This window comes from Paenibacillus sp. V4I3 (assembly GCF_030817215.1).
In the GTDB taxonomy this organism is placed as follows: Bacteria; Bacillota; Bacilli; order Paenibacillales; family NBRC-103111; genus Paenibacillus_E.
Window position 1 is genome coordinate 5,133,744 of the sequence record NZ_JAUSZA010000001.1, and the last position, 25,495, is coordinate 5,159,238.

Below are 25,495 nucleotides of genomic sequence, written 5' to 3' on the forward strand. Positions count from 1 at the left end.
TCGAGCGTCTATTATCTTTTTCGTTCTTTTGCTTTTAGTTTTTGTTTTAACCAAAAATCTGGTGGTTCGTAAGCAATGATTGAATAATCAAGTTCATGACCTAAAGCAGTTGCTAATTGAATAAGCAACGATTTCCTTAAATCAGTAGGATGTATATCACCTGTTTTAACGGTCAAGACTTGAACACCATTTCTATTGGGAGTGCCAGCGACAACCACTTGGTTTCCTTTTGTATAAACATCGGTGACTGTCGTTTGAAAAACAACAATATATAAATCAAGAGCAGTGTCATTCTGAAACATAGGAAAATTAATACCTACGTTTTGTTTGAAGTTTAACTCACCTGAAATTCCAATGTCGTAAGTGGTAAATAACCGATGGAGTGCGTATTGTATTCGCATTGGGATGTAACTCCATCTGCCCCCCCAATATGTACTGTGCCAATGTTCTTCATAAACAGGTCTTTTATAGTTAGGGTCATTCATTATTATGTTGAATGGAATTTTTGTTCCTTTATCTATTACTTCAGAAATAGGAATCGTGTCGGTGGGATAGTATTTTTTGGCTTCTGCTTCTTCTTGTGGTTCAACAATTGTAATTGGTTTAGGTGGCTCAAGCTGTTCTAAACGTCTTTCTAACTCTTCAACTTGCTGATCGGAGTTACCTATTTGGGGACTTGGTAATTCTTGCGCATAACAGGTTGTATAGGAAACGGAGAAAGCAAATAACATGAAGAGAGTTATACTTATTTTTGACATATCCAACACCTCATGGATATGTTGCTTCTTTACAAGCAAATTTATGTAAAAAATTCCCTTGAACTTACGGGAAACGATAGTGAAAGAGCTTGCCTCTTGGCAGCTCCTTTTTTTGTTCATTCAAGTAACGGGCAGGATTGCTTAGTATTTAGTTTCCGATTTATGGTAAAATAACGAGGTATAAATTTTCTCGAATAACACTTAAGGTGATAACAAATGCTCGATGTAATACGGGAAACAGTAGATGAATGTATTTTAAAAATAGACGGAGTTGTTATTGATAGTTTTGTTAAGTATGGAGATAAAAAGATTGAATATGCACTGTCATTTAAAGAATTTATGGCATCAGTATCAATCTTACCTGTTTTTACATATGACTTTTACGCGATTGAAATTGATTCGGAACGAACATTTATGTTTAATACAAAACAGTTCCAAAATCATGATGATGTCGTTTCAGAACTAAAAAAAGACCTTCTTGCTTTATCAAGCTTAGGGAAAAAATGAAATCACAATTTCTAAGGAAAACAAGAACTCAATAAATACCATGAACCGTTTCCAGTTGATTTGCTAACATAATGAATGAACATAGATATTAGGAAGTGTAACTATGAAAATCAACTATTTAATTACATTTGACTCTGAAGAATCAGATGCAACTTTAGATGAACTTGAATATGGTGGAAGTGTTTCAGGTTACTTTGAGTTGGTGTGTAATGAAGAATGTAGTTATGGGTGTATACCATATTTACCAATCCCCGCTGATTTACAAGGTTTGGATTTGCTATCAACATGGTTCGAGCAAATATCGGAAGCAGCAATGATAATTTCCAAAACTTCTGACTTTGTAATAATCAATGATATTGATTCTTTTAATTCGTGGATAGAAATTCAAAAATGTGGTGAACAAGTATTTATTAGTCATATAATATCAGAAAAGAAAGCAGGGCAAGGTGCTTTATTGCTTAAACCATTAAGTGACTATATTAACGGTCCCTGGGTGAAACAACCTGTCGAAGTAAAAGTTTTTTTAAATGAGATCATTGGTAAAACACGAGCATTTATGGATGAACTACTTGCACATAATAAAAATTTCCTAAACGTCAGTTGGGTTGAAAAAATAATGCATAATATAAATAACATAGAGATTTAGACGAGATTCAACGGGCAGTTTAGTTGAGTAACACCTTAGCAGAACTAACAACTTATGGTAATGTAAAACTAAGTTAGCAAAAGCTGAGGAAGGTGTTTCAGTTATGGATAACATTAAGTTACTTCAAGTGGCAGTAAAGCAATATGGATATAATCCTGAAGATTTGGTTGTCGAAAAAGAGCTTCAATTGAATACTTGGCATGGGGATTTACATTTTAAAATTCATTTAAAAGAAAAGTCGTTCTCAGCAAGATTTACTAGCCATGAGCGATATGAAATTAGCGTATTTGTTAAATTAACGGATGAAGTTCTTACAGAACAAATTAAATATTGCAATTATCTGCGTGAATCTGGAATTCCTTTTATGAAACATCGGTCAACTGTTTATAATGAACCATTTACTTTGGTTAATGATGGGGAAAAGGAATGGAGATTCGTATTGTTTGAGTGGATTGAAGGTGAACATATTACTCATTGTACTGAGTCCGTATCAGAAAAATTTAGTAAACTGGCACGAAAGATTCACGACATATCAGTAAAATTTGAAAGTGAGGTCTTTACAAAAGAATCCCATGTTTATGGTTCAGAACAATTTCTTGAAATGATTCGTAGAGAATTAGGCTCAATCAAGTTTACGGCAAGAACAGACGAATTGTTACAAAACTACATATCTCTTGTAGAATATAATATAGAAAAAGCCAAATCTGAATCATTGGAGTTCATAGTTCAAAGTGACTTAAACAATCTAAATATACTGTGGGATAGTAACGGTGAAATCATTGGAATCGTTGATTTTGAGTCAATCACTTACACGGATAGAGTAGAGGGCTTAGCATGGCTAATAAAATGGTATTCACGACCTCATGGAATAGGCTCCCATGAAATGTCTCCTGCTCTTGGAAAGGCTGTCTTACGCGGTTATGAGGCAAAAGAAATTCTTAATCAAAGTGATTTTAGCAGACTCCCTTCATTGCTATGGTTATCAGGTTGTTTAAATTGGAATTATACTGCTCAAACAATAAATTTAATAAAGAATAATGAAGATATACTCCTAAAAGAACATCTAACTAAGTATTTAAAACGTGGGGAAAAACTTGTATCTCTTATTTAATGAAATATACTCAAAATGCTAAACCATATGTTATTGAACTAACGGGAACAGTAGGTTCAAGTAATCGATGAGACGAAGAGGGGAAACCGAAATGAAGACGATCAAGTGCATGATGGACCATCTGTACTGGGCGGACGGACGCATCTTGGACACGCTCGAGGAGAGTGAGACGAAAAACAAGGACCTTCTGAAGCTGGTTCGGCACGTCGCGGTCGCGGAACGAGTCTGGCTGTCCCGATTGCAGGGCAAGGGCAGCGCGCAATATTCGTTGTGGGAGGAAGCGGAAGACCTGACGGCGATCCGGACGATGTTCGAAGAAAACGCCGAGCAATATCGCGTCTATATCGAAGGGCTCGAGGAATCCGAGTTGGACGAGATGATCGACTATGCGAACCAGAGCGGGGTTCCGTTCCGAACGTCCGTCCGGGTCATCCTGTTGCAGGTCCTCTTACATGGGCAATATCACCGGGGACAGATCAACCGGGCACTTCGGATCGAATCGGCAGAGCCAGTCCAAGTCGATTACATCACGTTCGCGAGGCTCTAACAGGGCCTAATAATCACCATTACTCGGAATGGGATTGTCATTGAACTAACGAAAACGAGAGTACAATACCAACATATGAAGGCAGCGGACCCATTCGGATCTGCTGCCTTTTCTGAACGGGCAGTGTAGGTAGCCGTTTGATGGACAGTTTTCTTAAGTTTTGTGAAAGAGTAGGTATTATAGAAGTTATCGGTTTATTTACAAATTCTGGAACTGAATAGAGATGGCTTTAATGTTCCGTGAACGGATAACTATAGTTTGTTAGTAAGTGCTGCCGCGAGGTAGCCCTTTCTCAACTAAAGGGCAGTTATACGCAAATTTTCATTGCTAGGTGACGCGCTCCTTATCTGTCATGATATACTGACCATATATTGATTTGGAGGTTGTTTCATGGTAGTAGAAGAGCTATTCGAAGGCAGCGGCAGATCGCGTAATAAATACTTTCGCATTCACGGGCCAAAGGGATCCATTAAAGTTGCTATTACATATGCATATAAGTATGGTGAGATTGAATATCAAGTCGATAGGTACGATGCAGGGAATGGATGGATAGCAAACGTGCGCGGCTTGCAAGAAGTGATGCGCGACGCTATCGGTTGGACGTTTACCCATCGGGGGAAATGGGCGGAAGAGCTCTATAATAAAGAGGGAAATCCTCCCCCAAAAGTGACCATTGAAGAAGACGAACACGGGAAAACGGTAACGTTCGATGGTCCCACCGATCGGGTAACGTTTTCTAAACGGACTACTCGAGCAGAGCAACAGCAACTCCGAGATCTCCTGTTTAGGGGAAAGGAGAGCGTCGCCTGCGCGATCTGCGCTCGATCCTTTCCCCCTGAGATGATGATCACCGCTCACATCAAAAAGCGAAGCCTTGCAAGCGAATCGGAGCGGCTTGACGATAACATCGTAGTGCCCATGTGCAAAGCTGGCTGTGACGCACTTTTTGAACTCGGTTGGATTGGGGTGGAGGATGGGAATGTGATAAGTCTACGTACACAACCATCCACAAGCTCAGTTGAAGAGTTGATTACAGGCGTTAAAGGTCGCGCTTGCGCTTATTATCGTGGCAGTGCCATTGTGTACTTTCAGTGGCATGCAGCACACCACAAGTCATAGCACTTGGATTTGGTGGAGAAGGCTGAAAGAATCGCAAAGAATGCGCATCGTTACATCCTAGGTGCGTGCGGCCAGCATCTCCACAGTCGTGGTGCGTACTCCTCTGCTACTACGATTGCGCTAACGAGGAACTATATCGTAATAACTCAGGGAGCAGATCGCCTCGCGGCAGATGCTCCCTGGATTCGTTGAATAACATGCAGTTATCTTCAGTGAATTGGTGTGGTAACATATGGATAAAGTATCTGAAAGGGGGTTGCCTAATGAGGTCGGGGGATTCCAAGTTAGAATTTAATTTCAAGAAGGCTCTAATAATTTACCCGTTGATTTTTCTATTTTTTTTAGTAATTGTTCATTTTATGATTGGAATTAACAAACCCATATTAATCCTCTTCGTGGTGTTCTTTATTATTAGCATGCTTTACATGAAGGGGTATTACTGGAAACTACATGGTGGACTGCTAACGAAATATATTTTTTTCTGCAAGAGCAGTGAAATCAATGTTGATAAAATAAAACAAATTACATCGGTCAAGATAGAAAAAATCGGAACGGTTACTTTCCGTTTAGGGAAAGGACCGGCTGAAGATGAATATATTTTTTTATTACGGGATGGAAATGAAATTAAATCATATGCGCATTGTTTAAACAGAGATGGTAAATCAATAGGAAGATATCTAAAAGAAAAATACAAGATAAGGCTAGTAGAGAAAACGAAATATAAATTAAATAATATATAATATTAAAGAATAATTGTTAACGTAACTCGGTCATCCATTAAGCTATCGACGAACGTTAGTTCAGAATCATCCAGGAGCAGTTTGCCGCCGCGGCAGCTGCTCCATTGCTCGTTGAAGTAACGGGCAGCATAGCTTAACAAGGATTACAAATGATTTTCCATCGAATACTAAATACTTGAATAATAGTTATTGAAGGGGTTGAGTATTTGAAAATTATTGCATCAAAAAATTCGATGATTAATCGGAAAAATTCGCCCGTTTGTAGTATATTGTTTACATTGGCAGTTTAAGATTACAACGGTTTTGGTATCATAAATTGGAATAATAACGCCGAGTAACACAGTAATATCCCCATCGGTAGGGCCTTTCAACCATGAAACCAGTACGGCTGCACGATTTATTCGGATGAAATAAAAGTGATATCAATATATTTGTTCACATAAACGATCCAAGCTTTTGGTGATATTTCCTTGGAAATCGCTTCTCATACGCGAATATCCTTTTCTTATAAAGTTTTCTTTATCTGCCGAATGTCAGTCTAGCTTGATATTTAATTTATCTGCGCAGGCGCATGGTAGAAGAGGTTAAGTATCATATCCTTATAGCTGCCCGACTCTAATGAGCTGAAAATGTGGGCGAGATTAAAAAAGAATGGTAGAAGAACTGATTTACTGATTTACATATATTCAGACATAAGGATAGGGGAAACGACCATATGATAACGTTATTGATTTTAGCTATATCTGGAAGTGTATTATGTTCTGCAATTTCTGTAATTTACACCGCTTTTGGGGCAATAAGGAAAGATGGAACATTTAAGTCTGGCATGCTTTTTTCCTTTGTATCCATCTCCATGTTTGGGGTCATCTCATTTATTGCGCTGAATAAAGAAAATTTTGAACCTAAGAGCACTGAATCAAGTGTAGTTGTTACCACGCCTAAAGAAAATTCTAATGATATAAAGGTGGGTAGCAGGAGTGAAGTGCAATATACAATAGGAAAAAGACCATCAGAATTCCTAAAGAGATTTAATGAATTGACAGAAAATCGTTATAAACATTTGATAATAAAAAACTTTGATGTGGTCAGTGATACTAACCAAGATTTTGCTAAATACATATACAATGACTCACTTGGCATATTTAGTATTGTAAATAAATCGGATGGATCCATGAGAGATGTGACACTTATATTTAAAGATAATGGTGTCGATTCTCGAATGAATTTTATAAGAGCAGCTGGAATGATGATTGAAATAGTAGAGCCTGGGTTATCAATAGACGAGTTTAACCCGATAATTGGTAAAACAGGTATTAGTGAAATGTTCGCTAATTCTCCTGACTTCAATAAATTAAACAGCCAGTTCAAACGAAATGGTTTCACATACACTACCTCTTATTCACCAGAAATGGGCGTTATGTTCAATATCTCTTCAGCGAAAGATGAATCACAAACATATCAATTCACGAATAAAGTTAATCTATCAGCGGCACCCGATGTGATCAGTATACCACCAACCCAGGCAGTTAAGCCGGTACCAACACCAACATCAACACCGTTTCAAACATCAAAACCAACATCTAACCCGAAACTAACATCTACATCTAAGCCAAGCATAAATGATAATCCAGGGGACAATGATGTGTGGACTAATGAGTTTGCTGTTTGGCAAGGTGACAAATTGTTAGGGACGTATAAAACGAAAGATGAAGCTGTCACTTTTGCAAGACAATACAAGAATGTCCGAGTCTTAACAGATACAATGGGAGTTTGGGATAACGTTTCTTGTAAATTAGTTTATGATGAAAAGTTTGAGACATTTAGTGGTACTGTTACAAAGAGCTTCCAGTCAATTTCTGAAGCAGAAAGCTATGCATCCCAAAAAGGTATTAAGGAATACCAATTAATTTACTAGCGCGTTAGGAAATAAACTGTCCAATGACCCTTCATAATCTAGAGTAAAGGGCTTAGAAATTTCAACCCTCCTCATCAAAACGTACGTGAGGTTTTCCCTCATACAGCTTTCCGATGTTCGTCTTTTATGTGCATGCGATTTAAGCGCCCTAAGCTAACGAGACGATAGCTGAATATAAGTGCTACAGAAGTTCAAAGAATCGATACTACATAAACTCGGGGGTTAAGCGAATGGACAAGGAAGCACTAGAACTTTATAAAACATTCATTGATGATTTAGTCTACGCCCAGGTGTGCTCCCTCGCTGGATAATGGGAGATGGTTGGCCTAAAACGGTTGAGAATGAAAAGGTCAACAAAGTCTTAGGCGAGCTAACTACTGAGCAAAAAGAGGCATTTGCAATAATTGCTCAATCTGCTCGCGATGGTGGAATCCATGATGTCCTTGTTTATTTAACCGATCAGATTAACCTTGAAGACTTTGAAATTACAAAGAATGGAGTAAAGATGGCAACATAACCATTTGGCTCCGAAATGTATTTTGATTGGGTTTGCAGAAGAAAAGGAGATGAATGGCCGGATTCAAGTAAGTGAAATAGTATAAAGCCAAGCCATAGAACTAACGAAAGAACAAGAGTTAAGTAATTGTTACACGATTGAAATCTTATTTTCATCTGGTATTAATCAATAAAGGTTATAATAAAAACCGACCCCCTTTTAAAATATAAACTTAGACTCGCAGCCCGTTGCTGTGGGTCTCTTTTTGTTATTAACCTAGCGGGATAATTCAATAACTTCAACGAATGTGAAGAGGCGGAGGAGGTGACCAACGTTGAAAATCGGAAACATTAACATTTGCTTTTTTCTGTTACTGATTTAGATAAATCAATTAAGTTCTACAAGGATGTATTTGATGCAAGGTTATTAGTTAAAGGTAGAAATTTGGCTTATTTTGATTTGAATGGATTATGGCTAGCACTAAATGTGGAGTGTGACATTCCACGTAATGAAATCCAGTATTCTTATACACATATAGCTTTTACCGTGCAAAGCGAAGATTTTGATGCCGTGGTAAAAAAACTTGAAGATTTAGGCGTAAATATTCTCCCTGGTCGTAAACGTGATGAGAGGGATAACAGGTCAATTTATTTTACTGACCCTGATGGGCATAAATTTGAATTCCATGCTGGTACGTTACAGGATAGGCTTTCATATTACAAAGGCGATAAATCATACATGTCTTTTTATGAAAAATAAATCCAAACATTATTCAACTAACGAAGGAACGCTAGTTCAATATAAACACATTAAAACCTCCCATTAGAAGAAACCCTAGATTTAATAGGACTAATGGGAGGTTTTATTATGAATATAAGTCAATTGTGGAAATTGTATGAGGCCGATATTTTGTGCTAAAACGTGCCCACGGTGAACCTTCACAAATGAGGAAAATTCTTTTGGATTACCACCTTTTACAATGTATAATACATAGAAAGTAGATTATATTTCTATTATTTGGGGGCACATATGAGTGTAGAAGTGTTTTTCACCAGGCCAGGGAGTAATTCTGAGACCCTGGAAAGAATAAAACTGGATGTAAAATATGCAAAAAAGAGATTATTTATCTCTCAATATTTTCTTACTGAGGCGGAGATCAACGGGTTAGTAGAAAGTTGCAATGTTAATAAACGCATTATCTTGAACGACGACGGTTACAAATTTCATCACGACCCTACTGTTGTAATATTAGGGTCGAAGTACTTTCAAAGTTATATGCACCATAAGTTTCTTATCATCGATGATATTTTGTGGACTGGAACCCTCAATCTGTCTGAAAATGCAAGTAGATCAAATTGGGAAAATATGATGAGAATACGCGATGAGTCGATTATAGAGTCATTTGCAAGTGAGTTTAAAAAAATGTTTATTTTAGGAAAAGCGCTTGCTAAATCTGCTATTAACCCTAAAACATGTAGATGCGGCGAAGAGTACACTGACCCGTTTCAACACTATAATATTAGCTTTGAAAAGGAAATATATGCCCATAAAGTAGAGACACCTAATTCAAAGTTTCCTTACTTCTATATCAATGATGAAGAAAAGCATATTTCATCCGTGAGCTGTAAAATTAAAGGTTATATTCCTCCAATACTTTATTGTGAAGGTTGCGGAAAACGTGTTGATAAAGAGAAAGAATTATCATGTACTTATAACCGCGTTCCTTGTGACTTTGAATCTAGGGATTTTCTTAAAGAAGATGATAATATTCTGGAGACACATTTTCCTGAATTCTCTTCCTTGTATAAACGATTCTGTCATTCATGTATGTTTGATTACTTTGATAATGAAGGAATGCTTGATTCATTTTTTGTACATAAATATTTTGAAGAAATAACAATCAGTCAATCATCGGACTATATCGGACGATGGACTAGATTTTCTGCAGTAACTATAACTAGCAGTATAACTTTTCCTGGGGATTTTATTTTCAATATCACGTCAGGATCAAACTCGATAGGGGTATATGTTAATCTGAAATCTGGTCTTGAATATACCAATTTTAATGAAAAATTCAAGCCAGGTAGTGTAGTAAATCTTAAAGCTATTCCTTATGTTTATGAAAAAAAATCGGGGGATAAAGTTCCGCAACTTCAGCTAATATGGCCTTGTGATATAGAATTTGCATAATAAGTAAGAATCTAATCAGCAGCTTTACGTAGCTGAGATTTAAAGTAGATTATTATCTCATGGAAAAATATCCATCTATCTCTGAGACATAGTAGTAATCAGCAGAATGACAATATGACATTACAGGACTGTCGTTAAAAGAGATTATCAAGCAAATTAGTTAAAGGGACAATCGATAAGTTTGCCGTTATTGGAGTTAAGGAGTGCGTTTCTAATATGACTGAAAACAAAATGGAAAACACTAAGAAAATAGAAAAAAAAATAAGGAAAAAATTTATTGAGGAGCAAATAGACAAAAATTCTATTATGGGCTGGGTCAATCAATTTGATGTGAGCAAAGATATGTTTGATGAATGTACAAAGTCTTACGTAAAAGGCTTGTATATCGCTTCCGTTCTATTAGCTCACGCATTTATCGAACAGAGTATAAGTGCATGCTTAGTAGAAGAAATTCTAGAATATGAGAAAGAAAAAAAGAAAAAGGACACTAATTATAGTGCTACATTTGCTGAGAAGATAAATATAGCTAAGAAAAAAGATTTTTTAACTAAAGATGAAGCAAAAGAGATAATTAACATCTATAGAAAAGTAAGAAATCCTTATGCTCATCATTCATCAACAGCTACAGAAGATTTATCGAATGAACAAGTGCGAAAAGAAAAGGCAGAAATTTCAATAAGAATTCTGTGTAAACTCGCTGACAAATGGCATGTTCTTGTTCGTGTTGGAAAACTGAAAACTCCAAACTGACAAAGTCCTTTTTAATTTTAAATTACGTTGAATTATACTAAGGGAATGGGGGAGGCACCTGTCGGGTGACAAAAACATTATCTCATTAAAGGCCGCGAAAATCGCGGTTTTTTGTTTTGTGGGATAAAGTTCTTGTCAAAGTCAAATGACAAGAACTTTATCCCATTCCTACGGATGGTATTAATATGGGAGGTCGGTAAAGCTTAATTTGAAATCTGGACTTACCGATACGACTGGGAACGATGGTTAAACAGTGAAAGGCTGCCGTGTGGCACATCATGTAGTATTTACATCGTTTGCTATCATTTGTAAAAACCGCATCCTAATTTTATCGACATTTGGATAAACCTGTAATATTATGAATGTGATTGGATTGATAAATAACTCGTGAACGGAGCTTTAATATGTATCTAAAAGAATTGAAAATATGGAATTTTAGAAAATATGGTAATTCAGGAGATGCAGGTAACCTCCCAGGTCTTATCGTAGAATTTCATAAGAACTTTAATTTAATCATTGGGGAGAATGATGCTGGAAAAACGGCAATCATAGATGCAATAAAAATAACTTTAGGAACATCAAGTGAAGATAATTATAGGATTAGTGAAGATGATTTTTATGTTTCATCAGGAGGAAGTACATCACAGGAAATTGTAATAGAATGTATCTTTACAGCATTAAGCGAACAAGAAGCTGGTTTATTCTTGGAATGGCTTTCATTTGACAAAAATAAAAAATATGAACTGCAAGTTAGGTTTATCGCTAAAAAGTTAAGTGATGTATTTTCAGGTGAAAGAATAGAAAGAGTATATCAGGCAGGTCCTCCGAATAGCGCTACTCGTCTGGAGGGTGTAGCTCGTGAGTTAATAAGAGCAACTTATCTTAAGCCTCTTCGTGACGCAGAAAATGAGTTGAAGCCTGGAGTTCGTTCTAGACTTGCCCAAGTACTCAAAAACCATCAGGCTTTTCAGAAACAGGATCCGAACGTCCAGCATGAACTAGAAGTTATCTTCAATGATGCGAATAAGAAAGTAGAAAATTTTTTTGATAAACCATATGAGGAAGGAAAGACAATTAAGTTTGAACTAGAAAATTATCTTCAAAACTTTTTTCATCAACCTATTAATAACGAAAAGATATACGATCCAGATTTTAAAATCGTTCAGGTCAAATTGAATGAGATTCTAAGGAAATTAAGCTTGCTATTAAGCGATCTACCTGCGGGACTCGGAAGTTTAAATCTGCTGTTTATTGCAACAGAGTTACTATTACTAAATTCTGATATAAGTCATGGTGCAAATATTACTTTAATAGAAGAGATTGAAGCGCATTTACACCCTCAAGCACAATTGCGTTTGATTAAATTCCTTCAATCTGAAGATCAAGAAAAGCGATTAAAAGGCCAGTTTATTCTAACTACCCATAGTACGACCTTAGCAGCTTCAACTAAGCTTGAGAATATTATAGTACTAAACAGTAGCGTAGCATATCCTATGGGTGAGCAACATACTCAATTACATAAAGATGATTATCTTTTTCTTGAACGCTTTTTGGATTCTACAAAGGCTAACTTGTTCTTCGCAAAAGGTGTCATTTTCGTTGAAGGGGATGCAGAAAATTTACTTCTTCCAACAGTAGCTGAAATATTAGATAGACCGTTGCATCGTTTTGGGGTCAGCATCGTTAATATAGGAAACACTGCATTTCAACGTTATTCAAAAATATTTTGTAGGTCAGAAGAATGGTTAACTAAATATCCTGAATTAAAAATCCCAGTTTCCATTATTACTGATGTAGATGTGAGGCCATTAAGCTATTATGAAAATAAAGGCCTAAGTGGAAAGATATATTCTCTCGAATCGCAAGATCAAATAGCATCAATAGCCAAGATTTTGGAAATCGAAGATGATGATTTAGCAGTATTTACAGGACATGTGTTCCTTACCAAAAAAGAAGTTCGAGAAAGTTTTTCGCTATTAAATACTGAATTAAAAGCTGAGAGTTATGAAGTAATATGTAGTATTTTAGAAAATGAGTTATCAGTACCTCTATTAAACTCAATGAGGGAAAAAAAGCGTGAGAATATAATTGCTAAATTAGAAGAAGATAGATCTAAAATTCAGGTTTTTGTTGCTCCTCATTGGACACTAGAGTACCAAATAGCTTTAAGCTCAATTTGGAGCCATTTGTTAGTAGCAACACATAATCTGCGGTATAAAAAACCAACCAGTATTGAAAACACCAAAAAGTATGAGCAATTATATAAGAAGTTGCAGAGTTTACCTGATTAAGAAAGAGCATTTGAACTCTACAAGCCATTGTTAGATAAAAATATCTCTAAAGCTTCAGTTGCGCAGTCCCTAGCATTAATTCTAAAACAGAAACAGGAAGAAGTTAAAGAAATCTTGATTTCGGATCCCTATTTAACTTACTTAAGAGATGCTATATACCATGTGACAGGGGGATCAGAGATTTGAGTGGATATACTGTTGATGAAATAAAAAATATCGGGAGGTTACTTTTACCACCAAATAGTAATTTTAGTGAGGAACAGATAAGCGCAATAATGTCGCATCATTCTTTTGACGTAGTAGCCTGCCCTGGAAGTGGCAAGACAGCTGCATTAATAACGAAAATAGCGCTACTTTTAAAGCAATTGGATAATGACAAGCAAGCTAAGGGCATATGTGTTATTACGCATACAAATGTTGGGGTTAGTGAGATTCTAGATAAGTTAAAATTAGTAGGTATTAACAATATTACTCACCCACATTTTATTGGCACTATCCATGATTTTTTCAATTCATTTTTTTCCATAAGAGCGTACGACTACTTAATGAATAATAATAAAAATTTAGTATTCCTTGAGGATGATGAATTCTTTCAATATTGTAGTAAAGTTTTCAATCGTAATAAGCCAGCATGGTGGACAAGCCCATTGGCAAGAACCGCGATAACAAATTCCCAACTTTATATTAATGATGATATGTCATTCCGATTAGTTGGATTAGAAGATAGGTCTGAGCAATATAAAGGTATACTTCTAAACACATTCAAAGATGTTTTGAAGCAGGGCATTCTATGTCATCGTGATTCATTAATCCTTTGTGATTGGTACACAAGATACTTCAAATCAGAGATTACTAAAGCCATCAGAAATCGATTTTCATTTGTTTTTATGGATGAAACTCAGGATACAAGTCAAACGCAATATTTAATTTTAGAACGTATTTTTAATGAAGAAAATACTGTTGATGATCAAATTGTTGTTCAAAAATTTGGTGACCCTTACCAAGCATTGTATAATTTGTGGAATGGTGAAGAGGATTCTTGGGTCCCAGATGAAGAGAAAAGTTTGCAAATATCCACTAGCAATTGCAAAAATATTAAGAACAACATGCATTAAAAGTTACAGTTTACTTGAGGGGAATCCAAGTATTTCATCATTCGCTCCAACTCTACCAACAAATCAAAGGCATTTAATTACAGATATGGTGTGTGGAGTCATTACTTTTCAGAAAACAAAAATGAAGTGATTAGACAGCTACTCGCGGTTTTGTGTCATTAGACAAAAGAGGTGTCGGTTGTCAAGAACTTTGTCCGAATGAAGTCCGCGTAAACCGCGGGCTTTTTTAGTTATCGGATCAAGTTCTTGTCTTTTCGCGATGACAAGAACTTGAGCCGATTCCCGATTCGTGACAAGAACATTGTCCGATTGCCGATAAGCAGTAGACTGGCCTGTAACCGACGAAATCCTGCGAATGAGTGAGTATATGAGAGAAAAACCCTTAAAACCGAGGGACGGGCAGGATAATGGAAATAATTCGAAGAAATTAACTAGGATAAAAATCGGCTGCTTTTTCTCGATACGAATGAAAGGGGTGATTGTAATTGAAGGTACGGAGTGGAGTAAAAGGAATCGTTGTAAGTAAAAATAAACTGCTGACAATAAAAAAGTATGATCAAGTATTTGGTGCTGATTTTACGTTACCAGGCGGAGGTCAAGAGCATGGTGAAAACTTGATTGAATCACTTAAACGGGAATTTCTTGAGGAAGTTGGCTGCCGAATAGAAGTGAAACAGTTTGCTTTTGTAAGAGAATATATAGGCAGAAATCATCATGGAAACAGCTTGGTAGATCCGAATACTCATGTTGTAGACCATATTTTTTTGTGTGACATATTGGATGAACAAAATGTAGGTCACGGTACAGCTCCAGATGAGGACCATCTTGGTATTGAGTGGATTCCAATATCAAGTCTTGAGGAATATAGATTTTTTCCTAAAGCTTTAATCCCGTACATCAGGGAAATTGCAGAAGGTAATATTATCGAAAGCATTTATACAGGGGATATAAATTGAATTCAGTATTGAAGTAACGGATAACGAGAGTTCAACATAGTAAAATAAAAGCAGTCGATCACTTTAGATCGGCTAACGAGCAGTATCGGTATTAAATCAGGTACTAGATAAAGATAGCACTATTTAATTAAGCTATAACATCCTATAATTTGATTGAAAGTAAATTTGTGTTGGATACTTTAAAGGGAGTTATAAACAAATGGTTAAGCTTGTCTTTCCTGTAGTGATTTCTTTATTGTTGTCACTGTTCTATAGTGTCAAGTTAAATAAGAATCATAAACTTGCCACAATAATCTCAATCGCAACAGTTATTAATATTTTTTGTTTGCTTTTAGGTACAGTTTGGTGGTGGGTAACTGAAACAGATGGATTGGGTCAAGTTATGCAAATCATTATTTACGCTATATGTTTAGGTGTTATATTATTAATTAACGTTACTGCTGTCATAGTTGTAAAAAAGCGTAGAATGTAAGACATAAGGCTGCCATCGATGGGCAGCCTTATTCGTTCAGCGAACGGGCAATGAGAGCTAAATAAACGATAACAGGCAGGCCACCGTGGGAGCAGCCTGTTTATATTGAGCTAAATGGCCGAAACGATAAGGAATTGAAATTACCTAACTCCAGATCTATTAATCCAAAATAATCTAGAATTAATGTTACTTCCACGAAATGAATCTTATAACAGGAGGATGCTGAAGTGATTTATATTTCCATAGTGATTCTAATACTCTTATTTTATATAAGTTTAATTTTACCTACACAATGGTTAAAAATTGAGCAGATTAAACATCCTCTGAATTTAAATTTGAAAATCCTACAGATTAGTGATTTGCATGTAGAACGATTAAGAATAAGTCCATCGAAAATTACAACTATTATTCATCGCGAGAATCCAAATTATATTATTATTACAGGTGATTTTACTAAACGTAGTAAAAGTCTCTCCAAACTAGAAAAGTATCTAAGAGCATTGACTATTTGTAACGTGCCAATTTATTGTGTTCTCGGAAACCATGATTATCAGCAAAAAAATGTTAAGGATTTAATCAATCTACTTAGAAAATATGGTTTGCATTTATTAAGGAATGAATCGGTACATTTAGATCAATTTGAGTTAATTGGAATTGATGATTTTGATTCAGGTATGAGCAACATTGAAGCATCGTTCCACGCTGTTGATCATAATAGAACTAAAGTCGTTATTACCCACGATCCTAACGTAGTCTTACATTTAAATAAACACTATGACTTTTTAATGGCTGGGCATCTTCATGGTAAACAATTTAATATCCCATTTTTTTTTAGTATCAAAAATGCAGGAGACTTACCTAGGAGGGGAATATATAAAGGACTCCATAATAATCAATATGGTACTTACTATATATCGAAGGGAATTGGACAGACGGGGATTAATGCAAGATTTCTAGTCAGAAGTGAGATAACAATGCACCATCTTTAGCTAGATAGAATTAAGCCTAGACGAGTAATTCGCATAGGCTTTTTTGTGTTGTTTGAATTGGGAAGTTTAACGTAAAGCGATAAACTTCGATTCATTTCTAACAGGGTTATGCAGGAATATAAAGATTAGATTAATTGTATTCAACTAACGTGGAACGATAGCTCAATCTACACAAAGTAAGTCTGCAGGTTTTTAGAGGAAAGGACAAGATTTGAATGAGCAGGAAAAGCGTGGTTGCCGGGATACTTTTATCCTTGTCTGTACCGATGATCGTGTTTTTCGCAATTGTAGCTATTACTAATCTCGGTAACGTGCAGGGGCATCCAGAAGATTTTCAATATCACGATTCTTACTTCGTCGTGATACATATTGATCCATACGTGTATCCCGTATTGGCTGTGATTACTTTCACGGTTTATGCAGCAATTTTCTGGGTCGTGCGATACGTTAAGCGAAAGAACCTGTAAGCTTTCGAAGAATGAATCAATGATTCGTTACACTAACTGGGAACGTTTGTTCAATGATAGCAATGTAAGGTTTGCCAGTTTGAACGAAAGGTGATCGTAGTCTTTTTTACTAGGCTTACATTATTGATTTAGCGTTTAAATCCATTTAACTGCTGCTCAGCAATTTGTACAAGACGCTTTGTAATTGTTCCTCCGATAGAGCCTGCATCCCTTGTAAGGAGATTTCCATTGTAGCCATTTGACTGAAGAGGGATGCCCAATTCTTGAGCTACTTCATACTTTAGTTGGTTAATTGCCGCTTTAGCCTGTGGTACGAGTAAAGTGCTGTTATTTGCCATGGGATAAAATCACTCCTTTTCTCAATGTGCTTTATTTTGTGGAGATTAAGGGAGGATTATGTAAGAATAATCTCATTTGAAAAGCTTTAGTTCCCAGTAAGAAATTATTGTTTAATTTCGCCGACCAACTAAGTGATTGGCACAATGTGTCTGCTTATATTACTTCTTAATTGAGTACAATATATATGTTTCAAATTACTCAAAGGGGTGTGCTAAAGTTAACAGGCTTAATTTTTTAGCTTATTTCATCAAGATAGAAAGGAGGTAATCTCAATGTCCGATAAAACTAAAACTAAGATAACCAAATCTCAGCGAACCCTAGATAAGGAACTGCAATCTCGAACTCGAAAATCGCCTGACCAGTCTGCACAAAATAATACACACGATCAACCAGGTGATGCTTAAAAATTTCAGCGAACCCTTCAATTAACAGTAGCTGAATCTGTTGGTGTTGATTACACAATTGCATGAGGCGAAAACGAACCAATGAGGCTCTATGTGGAATAATGGTGGAAAATAGCATCGTAATATAGTAGGGAGATCAACTTTCGAATTTGGAGGATAAATACAATGACATCCAGTAGAGGACATCAAGGAGCTCATGGCACAGGACAATTGTTAAGCAACTGAACAATCAAGCCCAAGCCGCGGAGCAAATTCAAGGAAGTAATAAGGTCGATCAAGAAATTATTGCAGCCGCAAACGAACATAGTTCAGAACTGGATGAAATCATTGATACGGATGTCAGTTCCTAAGTTGAGCTTCGGCATGGAACAATCTAAAGTAATACGAGTTAGAGACCTGCGGCATGCTTCATGCTGCGGGTTTTTTTTCTTGTTCGGCGGCACAAACATAATCGTTGTTTATAGTAAGTGAAAAGGTGCGTACATCACGTTCGCGAGGCTCTAACAGAGAACCTTGGTAATAATAAATGATCCACGGGATAATTCGTGGATCATTTTCCTTTACATATCCAAAGTTCAACAAAGTGGCTGGTCCTCGTGGCTTCTTTAAACGGATTTCATTCGGCTGCTTTTCTCCTTTAGAAACATCCAGGCAATGACTGGATTCACATCTCTCATCCTCTTCTTCGTATTTGCCGTCAATCCCTGACTTAGCATCGCAATCGAGTCTAATTCTTATTTTCAATGTACATTCGGAACACCCACTTTCGTCGTTTATTAATCTACATTGCCCAGATGTTGACCTAAATGAAGTTCGAAATCGCTTCGTTGATTAAGGCCCCGCTCAAGTACTTTCGGCAATATTTCTTGCGTATATTTGGACATTACCCCAGAGATGAAAGCTGTGCGGGATTCTAGTAATTCGGAAGCTTCCGGAAGTCCGCTGCGGCTAAGAAGCGTTTTAGCCTCTATTAATGTTTCTTTCTTGAATGAGGATATTCTTTGCGCCAAATTTTCCACGAATTCGGTTAATTGGGCGTCAGGAATCGATCTGTTAATCCACCCGTAGCGCTCAGCCATTGCGGCGTCGTAATCGTCTGCGCTAAGAACGATTTCAAGGGCGCGGGACCGGCCCACCAATCGGGGCAGCATCTCATTGCCGCCACCTCCAGGCACGAAGCCTACGCCCACTTCAAACTGTCCGAAAACAGCCTTTTCTAGGCTTGCGAACCGCATATCGCAAGCAAGCGCAAACTCGCTCCCCACACCCCGGGCTCGTCCCCGTATTTCAGCAATGCTTACGACTGATGCCTTGGCAAGGCGCGTTATGAAATCCAACCACGCCGGAAGCTCAGTCTCTTTCGGCGTTATTAGCTTTTCTCCAGCTCGCGTCAAATCGTAGTGCGAGATAAAATATTCAGGATCAGCACTGTCGAATACAACAATTTTCAATTCCGGGTCCACCTCGATTTGATCCATAAGCGTCGAAAACTCAAATATCGTATCCGGATCCAAAAGGTTAATCGGAGGGTTTTGAAATGTCACTCGCCAGTAAGATGACGTTTTGCGTGTTATCGAAAGTTGTTTGTACATACGAATTGGTAATAGCTCCTTTGCTTTTATGAGTAAATTCGTGCGGCCGCCTCGCTTACAATTCGGTCAACGATTTGTTTGGCTGTATCGTTTGCCGTCAGCAACGAGTCCCTTGCCCAGCTCACAACGATAAATACTACGCTCGCTGCTTCCTTGGCTGCACCGTTTCGGATATCGCGAGTAAAATTGCTCGCATAAATCGGTTTGTAATGTCGATTTTTTTTTGATATCACCCTTTTTGTAGCTTTCCACAATAAGTGTGCGTGTACTCATTTTTATAGATATTAGTGACAAACGAGTAACAAGAAAGGGAGTACGAGTCGTTGTCCAAGCCAAGCGGGAACGAAGTGAAATCACCAATTCAGCCGTCCAAGAGTTCGGATCGATACGGTACAAAGCAATAAGAATCAGCCAAAATTGTTCAGGAGCAGATTGGACAAATTCATAACAAATACTAGAGAAAACAAAATGTACGGTCAATGGAATGATAATGGACGTCTACTAGATAATTAAGATGCTCTGGGGCAATTTTCAAAACTTTAAGCCAGCCAGTTTTTTGTTCATTCAAGTAAACATTCCTGTTAGTCCTAAGAATTGGACTTTGAAAGAAAAGGAGCGCCTCGGTATGATGGGTTTGTCAAAGGGTTTAACCCAACACCATCAAGGAGGCGCTCTTATTATGAAGTTTAAGCAATCTGACGGTCAAAATCAACGGATCGAACGAATTTCCACGACTCACCTCATTGTGGGAATCGATATAGCGAAAGAAACACATGTCGCACAAGCAACAAATTTTCGAGGAATCATACTTACTAAGAGGCATCTTTCTTTCTCAAATACAATTGAAGGTTATATGAAATTAGAGCGATGGATCCATGAGATTGGGCAGAAGCAAGGAGAGAATCGGAACAAATTCTTGTCATTTATCGGAACAACTTTTTGTCATCCGACAACAGAGGAAGTGATAAGTTAGCAATAAAGATAAAACGTCTGATGGACATGTGTATAAAATACGGGTTTTGTGAATATGTCGTTGTTGACAAGAACATACACCCGATAAAGTTCTTTGTTAAGGCAACCGGTTTAGCAAAGATACGTTTTTCATAAATATACTTTCTTGTTTGTTAACTAAGGGTCCATCCAGTTCTGAGACTCGTTTTACTTCAATCCATTCAACGCATTTCCATATTGGAATGCTCAACAACATAATAAAGACGGTTATTTGTTTCTTCCACATTATGATTCATAAATAATTGAATAACATGATCTCTAAATCTTTCTTGGATAACCTTCATCTTGCCTGGATTTACATCATAAACTCGCAGTTCGTACTTATCTATTAAAAGGTAGGTTACATTAAAAAAAATATCCGCCTTTATTTTTTAAGTTAAAGCGGATATTAATTCTTCGGCAATCATGTTAAACCTACTTAAATCCCGAAAACTTCTCGCTAGTAATTGCGCACCTTGAAGCGAAGCAAGAAATTGATGTGCTTGCACATCCGCGGCACCTTTAAAGTTTAGATGCCCTACTCGACGCCCCTGTTCCAAGACTCTTTCCAACCATTCTAAATTAGCGGTGAAAAGCTGAACTAACCCTTCTCGTGTCTTTCCTGATAAAGTAGCCAGGTCAGTTGAAAGCATGACGCCCAGACAAGTACAAAAATCTTGAACAGGTCCACCGTAAAGCAAAGTGAATTTTCGTAGCTTTTCCAAATTGTTCTGTGTCTCGGTATCGATTTGAGCAATTGCAGAAATAAAATGTCTGTGATAGCGTGCAATCAGCGCTTCTCCTAAATCCTCCTTGTTTGGGAAATGGTAATGAATACTGGCAGTGCGTATCCCTACTTTTTCTGCAATGTGTGCATAGCTGAATCCGTTAAACCCGGCATCCTGCACAATTGATTGGGCAGTATCCAAAATAATCTCTGCTGTATTCTTATTATTGTTCATGTTGGTATTCTACCTTTTAGTAGATAGCATGTCAACCCCTCTTCCCGAGCAAGGAAGGTTGGTTACTGCTGCAGACACCCCATCGATTCCAACTCGGCGGCCTATTCCGAACGGGCAGATATTGTTCAGTAGAAATATTTTCAATTAGTCTAGTATTGCTGTCATATGTGCTTTCGTAACCGACCAGTGGGAGGTAGCCCAGTATTTGGCTTTATCCTTGATGTAAATCATTTGCGGGGATTCGTGTTTGACATTCAAATCCTCAGCAATCTTGTTTGACACCGGACGGGATTCGATAACTTTGACAAGCGTGTAATCTACCTCTTGATTCGGGGTACTCTTCAAATATTCTTCATATTCATGAAGCGCATTGGCGCTAACCGGGCATGTCGAACTATATTTTAAAATAACTTGTCCGCGTATTGACGACTTCGCAAGCATTTCATTCCACTCTTCAAGCGTTGTGATTTCTTTCCAGCTCATTTGAGTAAGTCTCCTTTGTTTCAATATTTATTTTTTCGATGATTACCGGGACAATGCGCCGCAGTCGTAAGAATCAGCTCTCAGAACTAGTGCAAATCTGCGGGGAGTCATGTATTACAAAAGAAAAGGCACAACTTTTGACCGCTGAATCATGAAGAATTTCATGCCTTATGCCAAAAGTAATGCCTCGTGATTTATAAGAGATGGCGAACCGAAAATACCGCAGCTTGCGTTCTGTCGCGCAGCCCATCTTGGCTATGAGATTTGAAACGTGAAAATCACCTTACAAAACAATGGCATATGGTGATTATTGTGATGTACCTTTAGAATAATAACGATTAAATTTGACTGAATAAATTAACACATAGATAACCATTAGCGCAGCAAACAAATTTAGAAGAATCAACGAGAAGTTCAAACTAAAAAATTGAGTCAGCACTCCGACACCAACAGGGGGAACAATGAATCCGGAGTATGCGCATAAATAAAATGCCGAAATGACTCGCGGACGTTCTTCCGGCTTCGGTAACTGGCTGGCAAACCTTAAAGAAACTTGAAACGTCCATCCGGCGCCAATTGCTTGAATGAATATACCGGCCCAGAGCAAAAATAAACTCGCTGTCTGACCAGAAAAAACAATGACCCACGATCCAATGGCAAGAAACAGGATTCCTATACGCATCCGTGTAACGGGATTACGCGGCCAAGGGAAGAATTGCATCAAGGCCCCCCCGCCTAGAAGCACCAATATTAACAACCCGGAAATAGAGAGATTGTTGGTGTGAATAACGTTCTTGACGAAAGAAGGAATAAGAGAAAATACAATTCCGCCTAACGTGAAAAGGGTAAAGATCGGAAGTCCGATAAAAGACCAAAAATGGGAACGAATATTGTCAGGAACACCGAGCGAAATCTTAGTTTTAGCCGGTTTCTGCGCTTGGGAATCTTCGTGCTTCGGTAACATTTCCAGAACTACCAAGGAACTCAATAACATGACGAGCAGAAACCAATACGGCAAATGAAGCGGCTGAAAATGCATATATTGCACGATTAAACCTGAAATAGCTGGACCCAAGCCAAAACCGATGTTTACTATTACTCCTGATAACTTAATTGCCGTACCCACTTTATCGTGAGAGGTTTGTTTTAATAAAAAAGCGCTGGCAGTACCTGTAAAAGCGCCATAGGCGATGCCTTCCAAAATCCTTGCCGCATAGAGCATCCAAACGTTGAAACTCCCTATAAAGAGCAACGTCGATGCGATGGAAATCCATATACTGAAGCGAAGCACCCTTTTCAATCCCCAGGCGCTTCCTCTGGCTCCCACGACAAGCAAGGTTGGCAGCAGGATAGCGGCATAAACGGCAAACAAAATGGTGATTTCCAAACTGCTCAGCCGATAATGCTCCCCATATAAAGGGAATAATGAGGAAATAAACGTAGCTCCGCAGGACATCATAAGAACAACCCAAAGCATTCTTTTCATTTTAGTAATTTCCTTCTCTCATTTAATTTTATTTACTAGTAGATAAGTATTAGTTGTAGATAAACCGCCTTTTAACTTTTAATAAGACGGTTTATCTGATTCAGAACTTGAGATAATACATCCTTTCCCAATGTTCGTTTATATTGCAGAGCACCTTTTATACATGACAGAATGGTATAAGCTAGTGCTTCAACATCTTCTGATTTTTGAACGATATCTTCATTATACCCTTCTGTAAGAATACTTATTAAAACCTTTAATTCAAACTGACTTACCTCCTGTACTTTTTGTCTAATAATATCTGGTAAGGATACAAAATCAGATTGTAGAGATGATATAGGACATATCCCTTCCCCGCATATTTCAATTTGTCTAGCAATGTAATGCATAAGCTTCTCTTCTACTGTCATCGTAGAATTATTAATAAATATTAAGATTTTCTCTAAATTTTGTTGTATCCGCTCGGTAACGGCAACTCCTAAATCCTCCTTTTTTTCAAAATGATAATGAATGCTTGCTTTGGTTACGCCCAATTGTTTGGACAAATCATCATAACTTATGGCAACATAACCTTTTTCTCGAATAAGTTTAAGTGCTAGGTCTAATATTTGTGTTTTTCGATTTTCCATAAGTGAAATATAACCTACTAGTAGATAAGTGTCAAGCCGTGTCATTGAAACGTGACAATAAACTACTCCCTTAATGTTGAAAAGCCCTTGATATATCTATGAAATCAATGATCATATTTTCCAACTCAATGTCGGACAACTTCCGTTGTTCTGCTTTCATGATGTCTACCCCTTCCCCATTGGTATCTCCGCTTTCTGTACCTTGCCCAATTATATTTCTTCTATTCTATCCATTATTTAGCTGTTTTACTTTGGTCTCTATTTTGACAATGGCTGGACTCGCAGTTTTTGCAATTGATGAGATACTGTTCGTCCCTAAAGGGGTTATCGATGCAGTTTGGACATCAGCTGCTGCCGAGTTAGCTGCAGCTGCAGCGACGCCTGATTGAACGGGTTGGGCATCATACCCAAACAGATTCATCTTATCCGAAGTGAACATCAACCCACCGACAACGACCGCGCCAGCCATAAAAGTTGCAAATACAGATCTCAATTTGCTGCTCCCTATCTTCTTTTCAACCTTTTTATCCATTTAAGTTAATCATATTTTTCATATCTTCATTCATGCGATTACCGCCTTTCATATGCCCATTTATTTGAATAGTGTTGATAGATAGAAGTATAGAGCGCTAACCTGAAGTGTTACTTAAGTTTGGCTGATAGGCACATGAAAGTTAACTGAAAGTATGCTGAAGGTGTCGATAGGCGCAAAAAACCTCTTGTTTAACAAAAATAGTTAAACAAGAAATTTTTGTGGTGATACCTTATTTTTGACGATAAATTGGAGCGCCAAACGGGGATGAGCCTGCGCCTCCATCTACGCTAATTTCAGCACCCTGGACAAATGAAGAGTCATCCGAGGCCAGGAACAAGGCGACATTTGCTATCTCCTCCGGTTCACCCAAACGGTTCAGCGGAACCGCGCGCGTGAGTACGGATTCAAATTGCGCTAACCCTTCAGGTTGACCCCAAATTGGCGTCCGCGTCGCTCCCGGCACGATGGTGTTCACGCGAATGCCACGCGGCGACAATTCGGAAACCAGCACTCTCGCCATACTGGTGACAGCCCCTTTGCTGGCCGCATAGGCCGACCATCCCGGGCTTCCTGCCTTTGCAAGCACCGAGCCGTTTAAGATCACCGAAGCACCAGCCTTCAGATGAGGCAAAGCGGCTTGAACAGTGAAAAAAGTCCCAGTAACGTTAATCTTAAGTATCTCCTCAAAGACGGAAAACTCTGTGCCACCTAATGGCGTATTACCACTGATACCTGCATTAGCGAATACCACATCTAGACGGCCAAATTTTTCAACCGCTGCGGCCACAGCTTTATCCGCGCTTGTTGGATCGGCGGCATCAGCCTGCACGACAAGAGCGTTGGTGGTGCCAAGCTCCTCCACTGCCGCGTTTAACGCGACTTGATTACGGCCGGTAATAACGACCTTTGCGCCTTCTGCCACAAATAGTTTTGCGGTTGCCAAGCCAATACCGCTGCTACCCCCAGTAATTAATGCAACTTTCCCATACAGTTTTCCCATAATCTA

At 37.9% G+C, this 25,495-nt stretch carries 28 protein-coding genes and 2 pseudogenes; 19 read left to right on the forward strand and 11 right to left on the reverse strand.

The window, feature by feature from the left end; genetic code table 11:
• Positions 1-11 precede the first annotated feature (11 nt).
• Positions 12-758, reverse strand: coding sequence for a hypothetical protein (locus QFZ77_RS23620; RefSeq protein ID WP_307443121.1), 747 nt, complete (start codon positions 756-758; stop codon positions 12-14).
• Positions 759-974: 216 nt separating this feature from the next.
• Between QFZ77_RS23620 and QFZ77_RS23625 the strand changes: the two genes are divergently transcribed.
• From QFZ77_RS23625 to QFZ77_RS23705, 17 genes and pseudogenes are all read left to right on the forward strand, one after another.
• The gene (locus QFZ77_RS23625; protein WP_307443122.1) at positions 975-1,265 is read left to right on the forward strand and encodes a hypothetical protein; all 291 of its coding nucleotides are present in this window, start codon (positions 975-977) and stop codon (positions 1,263-1,265) included.
• 103 nt (positions 1,266-1,368) lie between these two features.
• Positions 1,369-1,911, forward strand: coding sequence for a hypothetical protein (locus QFZ77_RS23630; RefSeq protein WP_307443123.1), 543 nt, complete (start codon positions 1,369-1,371; stop codon positions 1,909-1,911).
• Positions 1,912-2,014: 103 nt separating this feature from the next.
• Positions 2,015-3,022 (forward strand): phosphotransferase enzyme family protein, encoded by a 1,008-nt coding sequence (locus QFZ77_RS23635; RefSeq protein ID WP_307443125.1) that lies wholly within the window; start codon positions 2,015-2,017, stop codon positions 3,020-3,022.
• Between the two features lie 91 nt (positions 3,023-3,113).
• A complete protein-coding gene (locus QFZ77_RS23640; protein ID WP_307443127.1) occupies positions 3,114-3,569 on the forward strand; it encodes a DinB family protein in 456 nt (151 codons plus the stop codon).
• Positions 3,570-3,959: 390 nt separating this feature from the next.
• Positions 3,960-4,688, forward strand: a complete 729-nt coding sequence (locus tag QFZ77_RS23645) for a hypothetical protein (RefSeq protein WP_307443128.1) — start codon at positions 3,960-3,962, stop codon at positions 4,686-4,688.
• 425 nt (positions 4,689-5,113) lie between these two features.
• Positions 5,114-5,428 carry a hypothetical protein gene (locus tag QFZ77_RS23650; protein WP_307443129.1) on the forward strand — a complete coding sequence of 105 codons (315 nt, stop codon included), beginning with the start codon at positions 5,114-5,116 and terminating at the stop codon, positions 5,426-5,428.
• A 715-nt stretch (positions 5,429-6,143) separates the two neighbouring features.
• The gene (locus tag QFZ77_RS23655; protein WP_307443131.1) at positions 6,144-7,343 is read left to right on the forward strand and encodes a hypothetical protein; all 1,200 of its coding nucleotides are present in this window, start codon (positions 6,144-6,146) and stop codon (positions 7,341-7,343) included.
• 310 nt (positions 7,344-7,653) lie between these two features.
• Positions 7,654-7,935, forward strand: a pseudogene (locus tag QFZ77_RS23660) (DUF6547 family protein).
• Positions 7,936-8,196: 261 nt separating this feature from the next.
• A complete protein-coding gene (gene fosB / locus QFZ77_RS23665) occupies positions 8,197-8,598 on the forward strand; it encodes a metallothiol transferase FosB (RefSeq protein WP_373462644.1) in 402 nt (133 codons plus the stop codon).
• 270 nt (positions 8,599-8,868) lie between these two features.
• Positions 8,869-10,029 (forward strand): phospholipase D-like domain-containing protein, encoded by a 1,161-nt coding sequence (locus QFZ77_RS23670; protein ID WP_307443132.1) that lies wholly within the window; start codon positions 8,869-8,871, stop codon positions 10,027-10,029.
• A gap of 216 nt (positions 10,030-10,245) precedes the next feature.
• On the forward strand, positions 10,246-10,779 hold the full coding sequence (locus tag QFZ77_RS23675; RefSeq protein ID WP_307443134.1) for a hypothetical protein: 534 nt from the start codon (positions 10,246-10,248) through the stop codon (positions 10,777-10,779).
• 404 nt (positions 10,780-11,183) lie between these two features.
• Positions 11,184-13,070 (forward strand): ATP-dependent nuclease, encoded by a 1,887-nt coding sequence (locus QFZ77_RS23680; RefSeq protein WP_307443136.1) that lies wholly within the window; start codon positions 11,184-11,186, stop codon positions 13,068-13,070.
• A 182-nt stretch (positions 13,071-13,252) separates the two neighbouring features.
• The gene (locus tag QFZ77_RS23685) at positions 13,253-14,185 is read left to right on the forward strand and encodes a UvrD-helicase domain-containing protein (RefSeq protein ID WP_307443138.1); all 933 of its coding nucleotides are present in this window, start codon (positions 13,253-13,255) and stop codon (positions 14,183-14,185) included.
• Positions 14,186-14,670: 485 nt separating this feature from the next.
• Positions 14,671-15,141: an NUDIX domain-containing protein gene (locus tag QFZ77_RS23690; protein WP_307443141.1), complete on the forward strand. Its 471-nt coding sequence runs from the start codon at positions 14,671-14,673 to the stop codon at positions 15,139-15,141.
• A 199-nt stretch (positions 15,142-15,340) separates the two neighbouring features.
• Positions 15,341-15,613, forward strand: a complete 273-nt coding sequence (locus QFZ77_RS23695) for a hypothetical protein (protein WP_307443142.1) — start codon at positions 15,341-15,343, stop codon at positions 15,611-15,613.
• 227 nt (positions 15,614-15,840) lie between these two features.
• Positions 15,841-16,602 carry a metallophosphoesterase gene (locus QFZ77_RS23700; RefSeq protein ID WP_307443143.1) on the forward strand — a complete coding sequence of 254 codons (762 nt, stop codon included), beginning with the start codon at positions 15,841-15,843 and terminating at the stop codon, positions 16,600-16,602.
• 215 nt (positions 16,603-16,817) lie between these two features.
• Positions 16,818-17,069: a hypothetical protein gene (locus QFZ77_RS23705; protein WP_307443144.1), complete on the forward strand. Its 252-nt coding sequence runs from the start codon at positions 16,818-16,820 to the stop codon at positions 17,067-17,069.
• A 128-nt stretch (positions 17,070-17,197) separates the two neighbouring features.
• Here QFZ77_RS23705 and QFZ77_RS23710 read toward each other — a convergent pair whose 3' ends face one another.
• The 4 genes from QFZ77_RS23710 to QFZ77_RS23725 all read right to left on the reverse strand — a co-directional run bounded on the left by QFZ77_RS23710 (position 17,198) and on the right by QFZ77_RS23725 (position 19,637).
• Complete coding sequence (locus QFZ77_RS23710; protein WP_307443145.1) at positions 17,198-17,407, reverse strand: alpha/beta-type small acid-soluble spore protein; 210 nt, start codon at positions 17,405-17,407, stop codon at positions 17,198-17,200.
• A gap of 813 nt (positions 17,408-18,220) precedes the next feature.
• Positions 18,221-18,556, reverse strand: a complete 336-nt coding sequence (locus QFZ77_RS23715) for a hypothetical protein (RefSeq protein WP_307443147.1) — start codon at positions 18,554-18,556, stop codon at positions 18,221-18,223.
• 32 nt (positions 18,557-18,588) lie between these two features.
• Positions 18,589-19,404, reverse strand: coding sequence for an enoyl-CoA hydratase/isomerase family protein (locus tag QFZ77_RS23720; protein WP_307443148.1), 816 nt, complete (start codon positions 19,402-19,404; stop codon positions 18,589-18,591).
• A 26-nt stretch (positions 19,405-19,430) separates the two neighbouring features.
• Positions 19,431-19,637 carry a hypothetical protein gene (locus QFZ77_RS23725; protein ID WP_307443150.1) on the reverse strand — a complete coding sequence of 69 codons (207 nt, stop codon included), beginning with the start codon at positions 19,635-19,637 and terminating at the stop codon, positions 19,431-19,433.
• A 139-nt stretch (positions 19,638-19,776) separates the two neighbouring features.
• Here QFZ77_RS23725 and QFZ77_RS23730 point away from each other — a divergent pair.
• Both QFZ77_RS23730 and QFZ77_RS23735 read left to right on the forward strand, forming a co-directional pair.
• Positions 19,777-19,917 (forward strand): annotated as a pseudogene (locus QFZ77_RS23730) (YdeI/OmpD-associated family protein); the annotation flags it as partial.
• 166 nt (positions 19,918-20,083) lie between these two features.
• Positions 20,084-20,377, forward strand: a complete 294-nt coding sequence (locus QFZ77_RS23735) for a hypothetical protein (RefSeq protein ID WP_307443151.1) — start codon at positions 20,084-20,086, stop codon at positions 20,375-20,377.
• A 409-nt stretch (positions 20,378-20,786) separates the two neighbouring features.
• On the opposite strand, the gene QFZ77_RS23740 is transcribed toward QFZ77_RS23735, so the two are convergent.
• From QFZ77_RS23740 to QFZ77_RS23765, 6 genes are all read right to left on the reverse strand, one after another.
• Positions 20,787-21,356 carry a TetR/AcrR family transcriptional regulator gene (locus QFZ77_RS23740; RefSeq protein WP_307443153.1) on the reverse strand — a complete coding sequence of 190 codons (570 nt, stop codon included), beginning with the start codon at positions 21,354-21,356 and terminating at the stop codon, positions 20,787-20,789.
• A gap of 144 nt (positions 21,357-21,500) precedes the next feature.
• Positions 21,501-21,839, reverse strand: a complete 339-nt coding sequence (gene ytxJ, locus QFZ77_RS23745) for a bacillithiol system redox-active protein YtxJ (RefSeq protein ID WP_307443154.1) — start codon at positions 21,837-21,839, stop codon at positions 21,501-21,503.
• 307 nt (positions 21,840-22,146) lie between these two features.
• Positions 22,147-23,325 carry an MFS transporter gene (locus tag QFZ77_RS23750; protein ID WP_307443155.1) on the reverse strand — a complete coding sequence of 393 codons (1,179 nt, stop codon included), beginning with the start codon at positions 23,323-23,325 and terminating at the stop codon, positions 22,147-22,149.
• A 71-nt stretch (positions 23,326-23,396) separates the two neighbouring features.
• Positions 23,397-23,954 (reverse strand): TetR/AcrR family transcriptional regulator, encoded by a 558-nt coding sequence (locus QFZ77_RS23755; protein WP_307443157.1) that lies wholly within the window; start codon positions 23,952-23,954, stop codon positions 23,397-23,399.
• A gap of 226 nt (positions 23,955-24,180) precedes the next feature.
• Entirely contained in the window at positions 24,181-24,447 is a 267-nt protein-coding gene (locus tag QFZ77_RS23760; RefSeq protein ID WP_307443158.1) for a hypothetical protein, read from the reverse strand.
• A gap of 271 nt (positions 24,448-24,718) precedes the next feature.
• Positions 24,719-25,489, reverse strand: a complete 771-nt coding sequence (locus tag QFZ77_RS23765) for an SDR family NAD(P)-dependent oxidoreductase (RefSeq protein ID WP_307443160.1) — start codon at positions 25,487-25,489, stop codon at positions 24,719-24,721.
• Positions 25,490-25,495 lie beyond the last annotated feature (6 nt).